The organism is Methylotenera sp. 1P/1 (assembly GCF_000384355.1).
Lineage (GTDB): Bacteria > Pseudomonadota > Gammaproteobacteria > Burkholderiales > Methylophilaceae > Methylophilus.
In genome coordinates this window covers 782,357-797,881 of the sequence record NZ_ARWC01000001.1, presented here as the reverse complement: position 1 = coordinate 797,881, position 15,525 = coordinate 782,357, and the positions used below count along the sequence as shown (strand labels likewise).

Below are 15,525 nucleotides of genomic sequence, written 5' to 3'. Positions count from 1 at the left end.
CATTAAGTTCTATTAAGCATATGGCTTAGATTGTTTTAAAATAACGCTCTTTGTCAAAAATGGTCGGCGTGGTGAATTTTCAGCATGTTGTAGCCATCGATACTTGGATACACTTTGATTCAATTTAAACAGTTAACACTCACGCGCGGTGCCAAAATACTCATTGAAGAGGCGTCCTTTCAATTGCATCCCGGGCATAAAGTGGGGTTGACCGGTGCAAATGGTGCAGGCAAATCTTCTTTATTTGCACTGCTGCGTGGAGAGCTGCACCCAGAGGTGGGCGATTTAGAGATTCCACCCAATTGGATAGTGGCGCACGTTGCGCAAGAAACCCCAGCATTGACGCAGTCAGCTATCGACTTTACGTTGGATGGCGATGCTGAGCTGCGCGAGGTAGAGCAGGCATTAGTGCAAGCAGAGGCCGCACATGCGGGCGAAAAGATTGCCGAGTTGCATCAGCGTTTAAGCGACATTGACGGTTATAGCGCAAAAGCGCGCGCTGCAGCTTTGCTGGATGGTTTGGGCTTTTTACAAACAGATTTACAGCGTGCCGTGAGTGATTTCTCCGGTGGCTGGCGCGTGCGTTTGAATCTGGCGCGTGCACTGATGTGTCGTTCTGACTTGTTGCTATTGGATGAGCCCACCAACCATTTGGATTTAGATGCAGTGATCTGGCTGGAAGGCTGGCTGCGTGATTATCGTGGCACTTTGTTGCTAATTTCGCATGACCGTGATTTTTTAGATAGCGTGGTCAATAATATTCTGCATATTGAGCAACAGCGTTTAACTTTGTACCGTGGCGGTTACAGTGATTTTGAGCGGCAGCGCGCAGAAAAGCTAGCGTTGCAACAAGCCATGTTCGAGAAGCAACAACGTAAAGTCGCGCATTTGCAAAGCTATATTGACCGCTTTCGCGTACAGGCCACCAAAGCGCGTCAGGCACAAAGCCGGATCAAAGCATTAGAGCGCATGGAGATGATTTCTGCCGCCCATATAGATTCGCAGTTTAACTTTGAATTCCGTGTGCCGGTCAGTGCGCCAGATCCTCTTCTAGTATTAGATGATGTGACGATAGGTTATGCGGATAAACCCATCCTGAGCAAAGTCGCATTTACTATTCGTCCCGGTGAGCGTGTTGGGTTGCTGGGCAAGAACGGAGCAGGTAAATCTACATTGATTAAAGCGTTGGCTGCTGAGTTACAACCTTTAACAGGAAAAAGGGTAGAAGGTAAAGACCTCAACATTGGCTATTTTGCGCAGCATCAGTTGGAGCAATTACGCCCAAATGAATCACCATTGCAGCATATGCTGCGATTAGACCCATTGACGCGAGAGCAAGAGCACCTGAATTATTTAGGTGGGTTTGATTTCAAGGGCGATATGGCTCGCTCACCTTGTACTAACTTCTCTGGTGGGGAAAAGTCACGCCTAGCACTGGCTTTACTTATTTGGACACGCCCCAACTTATTATTACTAGATGAGCCCACCAACCATTTGGATTTAGAGATGCGTCATGCCTTGACGTTGGCGCTGCAAGACTACGTGGGGGGTGTGATTTTGGTCTCGCATGATCGCGCATTATTGCGGGCTAGTTGTGACCGTTTTGTGTTGGTGGCAGAAGGCAAAGCGGAGGTGTTTGACGGAGATTTGGATGATTATAAAACTTGGCTAGCCTCTTCTAAAGCGCAGCAAGCTGCAGCTGATGTGGTCGAAAAACCAATGAAAAAGAACGAATATGCGCAAAATAAAGCAGATAGGCAGGCGCGTATTCTTGCACGCAGGCCATTGCTTAAATCCCTGGCGCAGGTTGACGAAGGGCTGCTAAAGTACCAGACCGAAAAGCAAAGCTTAGATACCAGTGCTTTAGATGCAACGCTCTATGAGCCTGGCCGTAAGGTAGAATTGCAACAGCATTTAAAGCGCCAAGCTGAGTTAGCAGCATTAATAGAAGCCACCGAGCTAGAGTGGTTGGCATTACACGAAGCATTAGAAGCACTTCCGGAAATTCAATAATTTTTTGATAGGTATTTTGTATGAATGAAATGACGTATTCCCAACGGTTAAAATTGTTGCATGCCATTTGCTTGGCAGAAACGTATGATGATGGCGCTAAACCCACCATTGATTTAAACGATTTTGATGCGGTGGATGCTGCGCACTATTTGGCGAGTTTTTTGACGTTTAAAGCGATTCAGGAAGCAGGGCGTCAGCCTGGGCAAGAGTTACAAGAAAATTTTGATATGTTGAGTGTGTATCAAGCCTACGGTTTGTTGCTATTTGCATTCTTAACCATGCCATTGACGCAAGAAGATATCACGCCAGATTACCAAACTGCGCAAATTACGATAGCAAAAACCTTATTTGCCGGCATCAGTGATGCACAGTTGGTGGAGATTATTGAGTCTGGCTTAAACAAATTCAAGCTGATTGGCGATGCCGAAGTCGAGCATTGGGCAGAGTTCAGAGAGAATGTGGATAAGATGACAGTGAGCTTTGTGGTTGCCGGTACCGATGATGATAGCCCGCATGATAAAGATGAAGTGTTGCCATTATTTGGGCAGTTGCTCAGTCAGTTGTGTGAAGCATTTGAGCAGGTATAAGCACTTGATCATTCACCGGCAATAAAAAGACCACATCACTGTGGTCTTTTTATTTTAGCCTAGATGGGATAAGTTATCTGGCTATTAATGCATCATAGAACCTTGCTGTAGCTTAGCTTCTTACATCAGGACGCTGTTGTGGATGACCACGAAAGCCAGCAGGTTGACGTTCTTCGCGATGTTTTTTAAATTGCTCTTTATTCTTAAGCGCTTGCTCGCGTTGTTCCGGCGTGAGTACGGCCAACACCTTGTTTTCAGTTCTAGCGCGATTCAAAGCACCATCTTTTTCTAACGTCGCTAACTTGTCTGCAATGGCTTTGGCCTTGGCTTCGTCAAATTGTGGGGCTAGGCTCACTTGTCTAAGTTCTTGATGCAACTGTTGGCGTTGTTTTATTTGATCGCGTACTTTTGGCACTTCTGCATGGTTAAGCGCAAAGATTTTATCTTCTTGCTCTGATGTTAAGGTAATGCCATGTAAAAAGTGTGGCTGACCAAATCCGTGGGCGCCTGCATGGTGACGGTTATGATGGCCGCCTTTTGTGCAGTGGCCAGATCTCTCGCCATTGCCATCTTGGTCAGCAATCGCTACACCAGTTGCAGCCATGGTAATGCATGCTGCAGCTAATAATGTTTTTAATGTTGTTTTCATCATTTACCTTTCAAAAATATGTCTCAATTAAGACGATTGCATTTTGGAGCACCTTCTTGTTAAGTGCTGTTAAGATGACGTAAAAACATGTAAAGGTTCCTTATCCAGAATAAAATTCACGTGGTGTAAAGTTGCGTAAAACAGCTTCTTTGCACTTGTTAATGCGCATGATTAATCGCTATGATGTGCCGGTAAGATGTTGATCTAGAGATATAAAATGAATAAGTTACTATTGACTGATGATGATGTTGAGTTGGCAGGTATGCTCAAGGAGTATTTACAGCAAGAAGGCTTTGATGTAACTGTTGCGCATGATGGTGTGACTGCTGAGCAGTATGTGTTGGCTGGCAATTTTGATCTGATGATATTAGATGTGATGATGCCGATTCAGGATGGCATTCAAACATTAAGAAATATTCGTGCCAACAGTAGCATCCCAGTCATTATGTTGACGGCCAAGGGTGACAATAATGACAAAATCACAGGCTTAGAGTTGGGTGCAGATGATTACGTGCCTAAGCCGTGTACGCCTAGAGAGTTGGTGGCAAGGGTGCGTGCAATCCTCAGAAGGATACAGTCAAATACCTCGCGTACTTATGTGATTACTGTCGGTGATCTGAAAGTGTTGTCTTCGCAACGGCGTGCTGAATGGCAAAATCATATGCTCGACCTCACCAGCACAGAGTTTAATCTGCTTGAAATACTGGCACGGCACGCAGGGGCTGTGGTGTCAAAAGAAGAGCTATCGTTGCAGGCACTAGGCAGGCCATTGGCCAAGTTTGATCGTAGCATTGATGTACATCTCAGTAGCATCCGGCAAAAAATCGCACAATATTCCGATAACCCGAATGTGATACAAACAGTGTATCGCATGGGATATCAATTGCTGAAAGAGTAAGCCATGGGACGTTTGTTCTGGAAGTTCTTTTTATTTTTCTTTCTGGCGCAGCTGACGACAGCGTTGGGTGTTAGTGCTTTTGTCTTGTTTAATGTTACCAATCAAAACCCCAGTATTGACCAGTCACCAATGGGCCAATCGTTAATAGATGCGGCGCAATCGACATTACAATTAGGCGGAATTCAAGCAACCAAGCAACTACTTAGCCGATGGGAGTCACAACGGCTTGCACATCACGTATACGTAGTCGATCAAGGTGAGCAAGATCTGCTCAATCGAAAGCTCGACGCATCATGGTTAGACGTCGCGCAACAGTCTATCAAATCTGGGACGCAAGAAAATGTAGCCAAAGTAACATTAGCCAACCAACAGTCTTATTTGATTTTTGTCGTTTCATCTCGCCCGAATCGACCACGCGCCGGACTGCCACCTCCACCCGGACCTGAGGAGGGTGGCAGGCCATCTTATTTCAAGCGCTTTGGGCATTCGAATGCGCTGTTTAAGGCGCTGGCAAAATTCCCGATGAAAGGTTTGCTGATAGGTACGCTTGCAAGTGCACTGTTTGCTGCCATACTGGCTTGGTACTTTTCTAAGCCCATTAAAACATTGCGTCTTGCATTTGAACACGCAGCGAGTGGTGATCTGAATATCAGTGTGGCCGATAAAATGGGGTCGCGTAAAGATGAGTTATCCGATTTAGGCCGTCATTTTGACCATATGACTAGCCGACTGGGGGCGGTACTGCAAGGGCAGACTCGACTCTTACACCATGTTTCGCACGAGCTACGCTCGCCGTTGGCTAGAATACATATGGCGTTAGGGCTGGCGCTGCAAACGCCGGAAAAAGCAGAAAACTCGCTTGCTCGTATTGAGCTGGAGGCGAATCGTATGGATAAGATGATTGGTGAGTTGCTTGAGTTGTCTCGCTTTGAGTCTGGCATGGTGGATCTTAAAAAAGAAGATTTCTTGCTAAATGAGTTGTTGGATATGATTGTGGAGGACGCTGCGTTTGAGGCTTCTAATAAACGCATTCGTATTGCACTGAATGCACCGCAAACGGTTAAAATCTCTGGACAGCAAGATTTGATGCACCGTGCAATTGAAAATGTAGTGCGAAACGCAATTAAGTACGCGCCTAATGATTCTATCGTCAATATAGATTGCAAGTCACACTCTACTAGCAAACCAATAGAAATCACCATTACCGATCAGGGTTCAGGTGTGCTCGAAACTGAGTTGGAAGATATCTTCAAACCTTTTGTGCGTGGGCATTCAGGTAGTCAAGTGGTTGGACATGGCGTTGGGTTGGCAATCACTAAACAAGTCATTGAAGCGCATGGTGGTAAGGTGTGGGCTGCAAATCTGAAACCTCATGGTTTCAGTGTGACGATGATATTGCCAGTATAGGGTATTGCCAATATAAGCTAATTGGTTTGACCCGTAACATAGTACCAAGCATTGGTATACACAAACTCACTGACTTCATGCATGCGCTCTGCGCGCGTGCCGCCTACTTTGTATCGTGCAATAAACTCCACAATGGCTGTGCTTGGGCTGGTAACTTCTTCTCGTAACACTTCTAAACCTAACCATTTGATATCGTCATGTGCTAAATCAAGGCTGTCTGGACGGGTACTCGAGTGCCAGGTCGCTAAAAGATAATTCTCAAGATGCAGTACATAAGCCGCATAGCGTGAGCGCATCAGCGCTTCCGCAGACTTGGCGGCTTGGCCATGGTGTAATGGCTGGCAACAGCTTGCGTAAGCCTTAGCAGAGCCGCAAGGGCAATCAATAAGCGCTTTGGTAGATTTCATGCAGGCTTGTTTTACTATAGATGTTGTAGATGGCTAAGATAGTCAGCAAAGTAGCGTACAACGTTTTTTTCGGTGCAATGTTCAAGTGCAAATGCATAGCCAGTGGCTGCTAAACGATTGACTTGTATGGGGTCATCCCATAGCTGTTGAATTTTCTCAGCCAAGTCATTGGCTTCTTTAGGGTTGAAAAACACCCCCGTTTTTTGGTCTTGAATATAGTCATGCACACCTTCAGAATTGGTGACAATCATGGCTTTATTGAAAAACATACCTGATACGATGGTGACATGACCACATGGCACTTGGCTGTCTCGCAATGGCACTACCATCAAGCGGCTATGCGTCAAAATATTATGCGCATGCGCCAGTGGGATATGCGTGCGTATAGTGACGTTTTCTGGCACTGAAAGATGTTGTACGCTGTCTGCGGTGGCCACGACCACTAAGCGGATATGGCGGAGTGTGCGCATTGCCGCAAATAGTGTTTCGTAATCCCGTCCTTGGCTGCCTAATGCACAAATATAGTCGCCTTGCTCAATCGGTGGCTCATCGTGTGGAACTGTAGGTGCGTGCACTGACCAATGCAGCATATCAATCCGCTCAAGTGCGATACCGAAGTAATCTGCATAGAGTTTCTTTTCTAGGGATGAGTAGACCACAAAGCGATCGATTTGCTGATACGCCTTAGCCATGGCTTTGTGCTGAAAGCCAGTGGGTAAATCGGTAAAGTTAAAAGAGTACGCCAAATGGGGCAACTGCGGGTGCAGGTGCTGCGCCATGCGCGCCCCATAATAAGCAGGGCGCGGGCCATGGGATACCAGCAAACTGGGCTGTTTTTTTGCGTCAAGTACGGCTTGCGTGGCCGTCATAAAACGGGCAATGGATTGTCGCTTAGGCAAGTGCTTGGGCAGCTTGGTGTTTAAACTAGTGTAGTGCGCCCACTTGTTTGGTAAATGCTTGAACTCATCTCTCAGCCAATGCCAGTCAGCCGAAAGATCACTTAAATTAATAATGTTTAGATTGGACTTTTGCATATGAATGTGTGCCCATCCATTGTCTTAAGCGATTTCACGCGTTTCCATAAACTGAATGTCCGGATAGCGCTCTTGCGCCATTTGCAAGTTCACCCGGTTCGGTGCCAGATACACATAATCGTCGGCACTGTCTAATCCTACGTTAAACCCATACTTGTCTGCAATCGCTTTCAGGTCAGCATCACTGCCTTTTAACCAACGCGCTGTATAGCAATCATAGGGTTCAAATATCATATCGACCCCATATTCGTGTTCCAAACGGTGGGCTACTACATCAAATTGCAGCATACCTACCGCACCTAGAATTAAGTCATTAGAGAGCAGTGGACGGAATAGTTGCGCTGCACCTTCCTCAGAAAGTTGTTTAAGTCCAATCTGCAACTGCTTCATTTTCATTGGATTTTTTATTCGTGCACGACGGAAAAATTCCGGTGCAAACGAAGGGATGCCAATAAACTTGAGATTCTCATTTTCGGTAAACGTATCGCCCAATTTAATCGTGCCGTGATTGGGGATCCCAATAATATCACCTGAGTACGCTTCATCCATGGTGGTACGGTCTTGCGCCATGAAGGTAATCGCATTATTGACGCTCAGCATTTTACCGGTAGCCACTTGTTTGATTTTCATGCCACGCTCAAAACGGCCAGAACACACACGTAAAAACGCAATACGATCACGGTGTTTTGGATCCATATTGGCTTGAATCTTAAATACAAATCCAGAAAACTTGGACTCGTTTGCGGCAATTTCTCGGGTGGCTGTTTTACGTGATTGGGGTGGGGGCGATAAATCGACCACCGCATCTAACAGCGATTGCACGCCAAAGTTGTTAATGGCAGAGCCAAAAAACACCGGTGTTTGTTTGCCACTTAAATAGCGTTCTTTATCAAAGCTATGTGATGCACCGCGTACTAGCTCGATATCAATGCGCAACTCTTCTGCTTGGCGTCCAATCACTTCATCTAAGCGTGGGTTGTCTAATCCTTTGATGATTTCAGAGGTACCTTTTTCGGCGCGTGGGTCAAAAAAAGAAATTTCGTCGTTGTGTAAGTGGTACACGCCACGGAAAGTTTTCCCCATGCCTATGGGCCATGTCATGGGTGCGCATTCCATGCCTAATGTGGATTCAATTTCATCTAAAAGCTCAATAGGCGCGCGGCTTTCACGGTCTAATTTGTTGATGAAGGTGACGATTGGTGTATCACGCATACGACATACATTGAGCAGTTTGATGGTTTGCGCTTCTACGCCATTGACGGAGTCAATCACCATTACCGCAGAATCCACTGCGGTCAGCGTGCGATAAGTGTCTTCTGAAAAGTCATCATGGCCGGGGGTGTCCAGCAGATTAATCATGTGTTCGCGATACGGGAACTGCATCACAGAAGATGTGACAGAAATACCACGTTGCTTCTCGAGTTCCATCCAGTCAGAAGTAGCGTGGCGCGCAGCTTTGCGTCCACGTACTTCACCAGCCACCTGAATAGCGCCACCAAACCACAGTAACTTTTCAGTTAAGGTGGTTTTACCGGCATCCGGGTGAGAGATAATTGCAAAGGTACGTCTGACCTCTATTTTGTTGAGATCTGCTGTGCTCATAAATATTGAATCTGCGGGTAATAGTTTGAAGGCAGAATGATACCAAATGTCAGCAGTTTAATTAGACAAAATATTTCAAGAAGCCCGATATTTGCTCGCTAATGGGTAAGTAAACACTCAGAATCGGCGCAAAAAACTTAGAAGGCAGCACAATGGGTTTTCTGAGTTTGGAATAATGCGTTTTGTAGATCACATGATGTTCATGCGTGGCTGATTTTGTAAAGATATTGTAAACCAGGTGTAAATCATGATTGGAGCGCACTAATCGCTTAGGGTATTGATTTAAGTGGGGCGCAATGGCCAAGCTATAGGCAATAGGCCCAGTGACTCTAAATGTACCCAAATGACCGGTGTGGTTAAGAAACGGGTTATAACGCATCACGTTATGGCATACGGTTTCAATCACTGATTTTAAGAAGGGATGGCCCGGCACAGCCACAATATACCACTGCTGAAACTCACCCAATGGATCGGGGATATCGACATATTTACCCAAGTTCTGCATATTGTCGCCAGCATCATTTTTCCAGTAACTCAGTAAGTAGTAGTCATCTTTTTGGATGATCTCATTGAGCGGCTTATCCATGCTGCTTTTAATGTCTAGGTAAACGCCACCTTCTCTGTAGAGCAATAGGTATCTAAAAAAATCAGCCATGGCTGCGCCATAGGCAGGGTTGATTTTTTTGAAGATGCTGAATAACTCAGGAAAGTATTCTTGAATATAAGCGTCGATATCCGCGTCATCATAAAAGCGATATTCCCAGTCCGGGTTCATCGCCCGGATGTGGTCAACATTGGCTTGTACTGCTTCGGGTAGGGTTCGGCTAAAGTAAGTTTGGTGAATAACCTTGGGAATACTGTTGCCCATGGGTAGAGGCTTGGTATAGCCATAGTCTTTGACTTGATTTAGATTTTTTCTTCTAAGTAAAGAGAGCTGCTTGATAATGTTCATGGATAAACAGTATGTTATGCACAGGTAGCCATGTTAACAAAAGTAAATGGATTGTCTATGCCTCAAGTGGGCTATGTGGACTATTTCCGCATCAAAAAAATGGCAGCAAGAATCAATGCTGCCATGACTAACAAACCTTCCATTTATTTCACGACTTCTTTCAGTTGTTCCAAAATGGCTGGGTTATCTAATGTAGAAATGTCCGACGTGATTTCTTCGCCCTTGGCTAAGCTGCGTAACAAGCGGCGCATGATTTTTCCGGAACGGGTTTTTGGCAGGTTATCACCAAAGCGAATCTCGTCTGGCTTGGCAATCGGGCCAATCTCTTTGCCTACCCACTCACGTAACTCTGCTACGATTCTCTTAGCATCGTCACCTAACGGGCGTGCGCCTTTAAGTACGACATAGGCAACGACGGACTCTCCTTTGATATCATGGGGTTTCCCTACCACGGCAGCTTCGGCAACAAGCGCGTTGGCTACCAAGGCAGATTCGATTTCCATGGTGCCAAGACGGTGGCCAGATACGTTCAACACGTCATCAATCCTGCCCATGATGGTAAAGTTACCTGTTTTGGCATCTCGTACGGCACCATCGCCGGCCAGATAGGTTTTCCCGCCCAGATCAGCGGGGTAATAGCTGGCTTTATAACGCTCAGGGTCGTTATAGATGGTGCGAATCATGGATGGCCATGGTTTTTTGATGACCAGTAAACCACCGGTACCCCATGGTACATCTTTGCCAGTTTCATCGACTACATCTATATCAATACCGGGGAAGGGCAGTGTACAGGAGCCCGGCACCAATGCCGTTGCGCCTGGTAAAGGGGTAATCACATGGCCGCCAGTCTCTGTTTGCCAAAAGGTATCGACAATGGGACAACGGCTGCCGCCCACTTGCTCGTAATACCACATCCAAGCTTCTGGGTTGATCGGCTCGCCCACAGTACCTAGCAAGCGTAAGCTAGACAAGTCGTATTGGCTGGGGTGTGTAGCTGGATCAGTTTCACCGGCCTTAATCAATGAGCGAATCGCAGTAGGCGCTGTGTAAAAAATCGACACTTGATGTTTTTGAATCATTTGCCAAAAGCGACCTGCATTTGGGTAGGTTGGAATGCCTTCAAACACGATTTGGGTCGCACCCATGGCGAGTGGGCCATAAGTCACATAGCTATGGCCAGTAATCCAGCCCACATCTGCCGTACACCAATAGATGTCATCTGCTTTTACATCAAACGTCCAGCGCATGGTATTCATGGCATGCAATAAATAGCCCGCAGACGCATGTTGCACGCCTTTAGGTTTGCCAGTTGAGCCAGATGTGTATAGCAGAAATAGCGGATGCTCTGCATTTACCATCACTGGTTCACATTCGTCAGGTTGACCAGCAATCAAGTCATCCCACCAAATATTATTGGCTGCCCATTGAATCTCTTGACTGGTTTTTTTCAACACAATCACTTTTTGAATGCTGTCACAGCCGCCCATGGCAATGCCTTCATCAACCGCTTGCTTGAGCGGTAAAGTTTTACCACCGCGGAATTGACCATCAGAAGTAATCACAGCGACTGCGCCAGCGTCAATAATGCGCTCGTTCAAGCTTTTGGCAGAGAATCCACCAAATACTACGGAGTGGGTGAGGCCAATGCGCGCGCAGGCCTGCATGGCGACCACAGCTTCAATGCCCATGGGTAAATAGATAATGACGCGGTCGCCTAGTTTGAGATTGAGCGTTTTTAGACCATTGGCAAATTGGCATACTTGATGGTACAACTGTTTGTAAGTCACCGTTTTGACATCGCCATTGTCAGCTTCAAAAATAATGGCAGTTTTGTTGGGAATAGTATTGAGGTGTTTGTCTAAACAGTTAGCCGAAACATTCAGCTCGCCATCTTCAAACCACTTATAAAAGGGGGCGTTGTCTTGGTTGAGTGTTTTGGTAAAGGGTTTGTGCCAAATCAGTAATTCGCGTGCCAGTTTTGCCCAAAAACCTTCATAATCGGCATTGGCCTCTGCGCATAGCTGCGTATACGCTTGCATGCCAGAGACAGCGGCTGTTTTCACAGTTTCTGCACTGGGCTCAAATACGCGATTTTCATGAAGTACGGATTCAATTGACATACAACTCCCCTAATATTTTGCAACGCACATATAATTAAATTTATTGAGTAATACTAACCGTCATAAAAGATACAAAAAAGCATGCTAACACTGGACATGATTCTATCAGAAAACCGCGCTGCGTCTAGGGATGAGGCATATGTGCTCCATGCCGTGAAATGCAGTCCGTTCGTCACCCGATTAATGGCAAAAGATGCGCAATTAGTGAGTGATTTGCTAAACAATCTACATAAAGTATATCTATTAGAAGACATGCAAGCTTACCTGAGCAAGCAAACTTTTTTTGATGAAACTACTTTAAAACAACAATTAAGGCGTTTGCGCCAGCAGGTAATGGCACGCTTGATTGTACGAGACTTAAATGGCTTGGCAGACTTTGAAGAGGTGGTGATGGCGACCTCTGCGTTAGCAGAATTGACGATTCAGCAGGCCATTGCATTCTATACCGAGCAATTCCAGCCGCAGTATGGCTTGCCTAAGAGTCTGGCAGGGGAGACGCAATCGCTGATTGTGGTGGGAATGGGTAAGCTCGGCGGCGCCGAACTCAATGTCTCTTCCGACATTGATTTGATTTTTGCCTATGAGCAAGAGGGCGAGACTGATGGCGCGCAATCCATTAGCAATCAGGAGTATTTCACCAAGCTAGGCAAAAAGTTAATAGCTGCGCTAGATGACATTACCGAGGATGGCTTTGTGTTCAGGGTGGATATGCGCTTGCGGCCATTTGGCTCGGAGGGCGCGTTGGTAAGCTGCTTGGATGCGCTAGAGGATTATTATCAGAATTACGGGCGTGAGTGGGAACGCTATGCTTGGATCAAGGGGCGTGTGGTGGCTGGCCCGGACAAAGCCTTAACACGCGTGTTGAAGCCTTTTGTATTCAGAAAATACCTAGACTTTAATGCGTACGCTTCTATGCGCGATTTAAAAGTGCAGATTCAGCGCGACGTGATGCAACGGGGCTTGGAAAATAACATTAAGCTAGGTCGGGGCGGTATCCGCGAGGTGGAGTTTATTGCCCAAGTGTTTCAACTGATTCGTGGCGGGCAAGACACCGATTTGCAAATTAAACCCACATTGCAGGTGCTGCAATTATTGGCACAACAGCGCGTGCTTCCGCAAGAGGCGGTAGACCAGTTGACGGAGGGCTATCTCTATTTACGTAACGTTGAGCATCGGCTTATGTATATAGATGATCAACAGACACAAGATTTGCCCACTTCTGATGCGTCACAACAGCGTTTGGTGTGGATGATGCGCTTAGAAACATGGGCAGAGTTCTTAGCACAGTTGAATCATCACCGCGCTATCATTCAGGCCCATTTTGATGCGACCTTTAGCGATACCGGACACCAAGAATTTTTAACGGAAACGGCGATTTGGCAAGGTACCGTCGGGCAAGACGCGGCGGCAGAGGATTTGAAAACATCTGGTTTTGTAGAGCCGTTGGAAAGCGTCCGACGCTTACGCGCACTGCATGCCAGTAGCCGTTATCAGCAGTTGCCAGAACAAAGCAAACTGCGCTTTGATAAGTTGATGCCGCTGGTGATTTATCAATCCGCGCAGACTGCGACACCGGATATTGCACTGCTGCGCGCTATTAACTTATTAGAAAGCATTTGCCGTCGCGCCAGCTATCTAGCGCTATTGACGGAGTTTCCGGAATCGTTACAGCTTGTCATTAAATTATGCGCGGCTAGTCCATGGTTGGCGCAGTATCTCACTGCACACCCAATTTTGTTAGATGAATTACTGGACACACAAAGCCTGTATGACGCACCTGATTTTGTGGCCATGCAAGCTGAGCTGACTAAAAAAATGCGCGCACTGGATGGTGATACCGAGGCGCAGATGGACACGATGCGCCACTACAAAAATGCGGCGGTATTGCGCTTTGCCGCGCAAGATGTAGGTGGGTTGCTGGCATTGGAAACATTGTCGGACTATTTAAGTGCGCTAGCAGAGCTGATTTTGCAAGTAAGTTTGCAAACCATTTGGCCTACGCTTAAATTTAAACATCAAGATACTCCGCAATTTGCCATCATCGGTTATGGCAAATTAGGTGGCAAAGAGTTAGGTTATGTCTCTGATTTAGATATTATTTTTCTGTATGAGGACGACCACCCAGAGGCAGCAGAGATTTATGCGAGGTTTGCCCAGCGCATCAACAACTGGTTTAACAGCTTAACCAATGCTGGCTTGTTGTACGAAACCGATTTGCAGCTGCGCCCCGATGGTAATAGTGGTTTGCTTGTGAGTAGTGTGCAGGCGTTTGCTGAATACCAGTTGCACAAGGCCTGGGTGTGGGAGCATCAGGCTATTTCGCGTGCCCGATTCGTCGCTGGCGATGCGCAAGTAGGTGCGCAGTTTGCAGCTATCCGCCAGCAAGTAGTGTTACAAGTGCGTGATCAGGCCACATTAAAGCAAGAAGTCGTGCAGATGCGCGAGAAAATGCGCGTGAGTCACCCACCTAAAGCTGCGGTATTTGATGTAAAGCATGATAAAGGCGGCATTATCGATGTGGAGTTTATGGTGCAATATTTGGTGTTATTGCATGCACATCATCATCCCCAACTGCTTGAAAATATTGGTAATATTGGCTTGCTGCATCGCTTAGCAACATTAAAATTAATAGATGCTGATGCGGCAGAAGCGGTGGCCGATGCTTACCGCGAATATCGTAAAGTTATTCATAGCAGCAAACTACAAGGCAAAGACGCTAAGGTACCTACGACGGAGATTGTGGCACAGCAAACGGCAGTCTCCAGCTTGTGGAGCTATGTTTTGGGCTAGTGTTTAAAGTAACTGTGTTGATCGCGTGGCGGTTACTAAAACGTTACGCATTAACGCCCCCAACGCAACGCTGCGGTATGCACAGGGCTATCCCAATGTTGTTTAATCTCGTCATCTAGCAAACAAACGGTGATGGATGCGCCGGCCATATCCAATGCGGTGGTGTAGTTGCCCACCAATGAGCGTTCGATACGTACACCATGCGCTGCCAATAATTTAGCTGCACTGTGGTAAAGCAAATACAATTCCATCAGTGGTGTCGCGCCAAAGCCATTAATCAGAAGCAAAACATCTTGGCGATGGGTGAGGCCTTTGGTGGCAAAGTCTGCCAAAATAGCCTGAATACAGTCATGCACAATGGCATCAGCCTCGCGCATTTGCTCGCGTCTACGCCCAGGCTCACCATGAATACCCACGCCCATTTCCAGCTCAATATCGGCAATATCAAAGGTAGCACGCCCAGCGGCAGGGACTGTACAACTAGTGAGTGCCACACCGATACTGGACGTCTGTTGATTGACCTTATCGCCCAAGGCTTTGCATGCTGCTAAATCTGCACCCGTTTCGGCTAAACTGCCTACACATTTTTCTACAATCAATGTACCTGCTACCCCACGCCGCCCAGTGGTATAGGTGCTGTTCACCACAGCACAATCATCGCTAGTGAGTACGGTGGCGTGTTGAAATGGCAGCATTTCTGCAGCCATTTCAAAGTTCATCACATCACCCGCATAGTTTTTAACAATAAACAGCACGCCTTGGTCGGTATGCACTGCCTCGGCTGCTTCCAAAATCTGGTCGGGTGTAGGGGATGTGAATACTTGTCCTGGGCAAGCCGCATCTAGCATGCCATAGCCGATATAGCCTGCATGTAGTGGCTCATGACCAGAGCCACCGCCAGACACGATAGCGACTTTGTTCACGGCTTTTTCACGGCGAGTCAGGTATGTGGGGTCCACATGCAACGTGACCAAATCATGATGCGCATTAGCAAAGCCGGATAGACTCTCAACGAGCACTTGGTCTACTTGGTTAATAAACTTTTTCATAGATTGACCTTTTTAAG

General features: G+C 46.6%; 12 protein-coding genes. 5 read left to right on the top strand and 7 right to left on the bottom strand.

Annotated features, from left to right (window positions below; translation table 11 throughout):
- Positions 1-114 precede the first annotated feature (114 nt).
- Both A3Q3_RS0103755 and A3Q3_RS0103750 read left to right on the top strand, forming a co-directional pair.
- Positions 115-2,013: an ATP-binding cassette domain-containing protein gene (locus A3Q3_RS0103755; protein WP_020182237.1), complete on the top strand. Its 1,899-nt coding sequence runs from the start codon at positions 115-117 to the stop codon at positions 2,011-2,013.
- Between the two features lie 20 nt (positions 2,014-2,033).
- Positions 2,034-2,600, top strand: a complete 567-nt coding sequence (locus A3Q3_RS0103750; RefSeq protein WP_020182236.1) for a hypothetical protein — start codon at positions 2,034-2,036, stop codon at positions 2,598-2,600.
- 112 nt (positions 2,601-2,712) lie between these two features.
- Here the strand turns inward: A3Q3_RS0103750 and A3Q3_RS14115 are convergent, their stop codons facing one another.
- Complete coding sequence (locus tag A3Q3_RS14115) at positions 2,713-3,252, bottom strand: Spy/CpxP family protein refolding chaperone (protein WP_020182235.1); 540 nt, start codon at positions 3,250-3,252, stop codon at positions 2,713-2,715.
- A gap of 214 nt (positions 3,253-3,466) precedes the next feature.
- Between A3Q3_RS14115 and A3Q3_RS0103740 the strand changes: the two genes are divergently transcribed.
- Complete coding sequence (locus A3Q3_RS0103740; RefSeq protein WP_020182234.1) at positions 3,467-4,147, top strand: response regulator transcription factor; 681 nt, start codon at positions 3,467-3,469, stop codon at positions 4,145-4,147.
- Between the two features lie 3 nt (positions 4,148-4,150).
- Entirely contained in the window at positions 4,151-5,554 is a 1,404-nt protein-coding gene (locus A3Q3_RS0103735; protein WP_020182233.1) for an ATP-binding protein, read from the top strand.
- A gap of 17 nt (positions 5,555-5,571) precedes the next feature.
- Here A3Q3_RS0103735 and A3Q3_RS0103730 read toward each other — a convergent pair whose 3' ends face one another.
- The 5 genes from A3Q3_RS0103730 to acs form a co-directional block, all read right to left on the bottom strand.
- A complete protein-coding gene (locus A3Q3_RS0103730; RefSeq protein ID WP_020182232.1) occupies positions 5,572-5,961 on the bottom strand; it encodes a YchJ family protein in 390 nt (129 codons plus the stop codon).
- Positions 5,962-5,975: 14 nt separating this feature from the next.
- Complete coding sequence (locus tag A3Q3_RS13605; protein ID WP_020182231.1) at positions 5,976-6,995, bottom strand: glycosyltransferase; 1,020 nt, start codon at positions 6,993-6,995, stop codon at positions 5,976-5,978.
- A 24-nt stretch (positions 6,996-7,019) separates the two neighbouring features.
- Positions 7,020-8,597, bottom strand: coding sequence for a peptide chain release factor 3 (locus A3Q3_RS0103720; RefSeq protein WP_020182230.1), 1,578 nt, complete (start codon positions 8,595-8,597; stop codon positions 7,020-7,022).
- Between the two features lie 61 nt (positions 8,598-8,658).
- The gene (locus A3Q3_RS13600; protein ID WP_020182229.1) at positions 8,659-9,549 is read right to left on the bottom strand and encodes a glycosyltransferase family 32 protein; all 891 of its coding nucleotides are present in this window, start codon (positions 9,547-9,549) and stop codon (positions 8,659-8,661) included.
- Positions 9,550-9,692: 143 nt separating this feature from the next.
- Positions 9,693-11,669, bottom strand: coding sequence for an acetate--CoA ligase (gene acs / locus A3Q3_RS0103710; RefSeq protein ID WP_020182228.1), 1,977 nt, complete (start codon positions 11,667-11,669; stop codon positions 9,693-9,695).
- An 81-nt stretch (positions 11,670-11,750) separates the two neighbouring features.
- Between acs and glnE the strand changes: the two genes are divergently transcribed.
- Positions 11,751-14,459, top strand: coding sequence for a bifunctional [glutamate--ammonia ligase]-adenylyl-L-tyrosine phosphorylase/[glutamate--ammonia-ligase] adenylyltransferase (gene glnE / locus A3Q3_RS0103705; RefSeq protein WP_026361739.1), 2,709 nt, complete (start codon positions 11,751-11,753; stop codon positions 14,457-14,459).
- A gap of 50 nt (positions 14,460-14,509) precedes the next feature.
- Here the strand turns inward: glnE and dhaK are convergent, their stop codons facing one another.
- Positions 14,510-15,508, bottom strand: coding sequence for a dihydroxyacetone kinase subunit DhaK (gene dhaK / locus A3Q3_RS0103700; protein ID WP_020182226.1), 999 nt, complete (start codon positions 15,506-15,508; stop codon positions 14,510-14,512).
- Positions 15,509-15,525: the final 17 nt, after the last annotated feature.

Bases quoted from the DNA above. Each gene is read 5' to 3' on its own strand.
- A3Q3_RS0103730 (WP_020182232.1), bottom strand. From the start codon at position 5,961: ATGAAATCTACCAAAGCGCTTATTGATTGCCCTTGCGGCTCTGCTAAG.
- dhaK (WP_020182226.1), bottom strand. From the start codon at position 15,508: ATGAAAAAGTTTATTAACCAAGTAGACCAAGTGCTCGTTGAGAGTCTA.
- A3Q3_RS13605 (WP_020182231.1), bottom strand. From the start codon at position 6,995: ATGCAAAAGTCCAATCTAAACATTATTAATTTAAGTGATCTTTCGGCT.
- A3Q3_RS14115 (WP_020182235.1), bottom strand. From the start codon at position 3,252: ATGATGAAAACAACATTAAAAACATTATTAGCTGCAGCATGCATTACC.
- A3Q3_RS0103720 (WP_020182230.1), bottom strand. From the start codon at position 8,597: ATGAGCACAGCAGATCTCAACAAAATAGAGGTCAGACGTACCTTTGCA.
- acs (WP_020182228.1), bottom strand. From the start codon at position 11,669: ATGTCAATTGAATCCGTACTTCATGAAAATCGCGTATTTGAGCCCAGT.
- glnE (WP_026361739.1), top strand. From the start codon at position 11,751: ATGCTAACACTGGACATGATTCTATCAGAAAACCGCGCTGCGTCTAGG.
- A3Q3_RS0103750 (WP_020182236.1), top strand. From the start codon at position 2,034: ATGAATGAAATGACGTATTCCCAACGGTTAAAATTGTTGCATGCCATT.
- A3Q3_RS0103740 (WP_020182234.1), top strand. From the start codon at position 3,467: ATGAATAAGTTACTATTGACTGATGATGATGTTGAGTTGGCAGGTATG.
- A3Q3_RS0103735 (WP_020182233.1), top strand. From the start codon at position 4,151: ATGGGACGTTTGTTCTGGAAGTTCTTTTTATTTTTCTTTCTGGCGCAG.
- A3Q3_RS13600 (WP_020182229.1), bottom strand. From the start codon at position 9,549: ATGAACATTATCAAGCAGCTCTCTTTACTTAGAAGAAAAAATCTAAAT.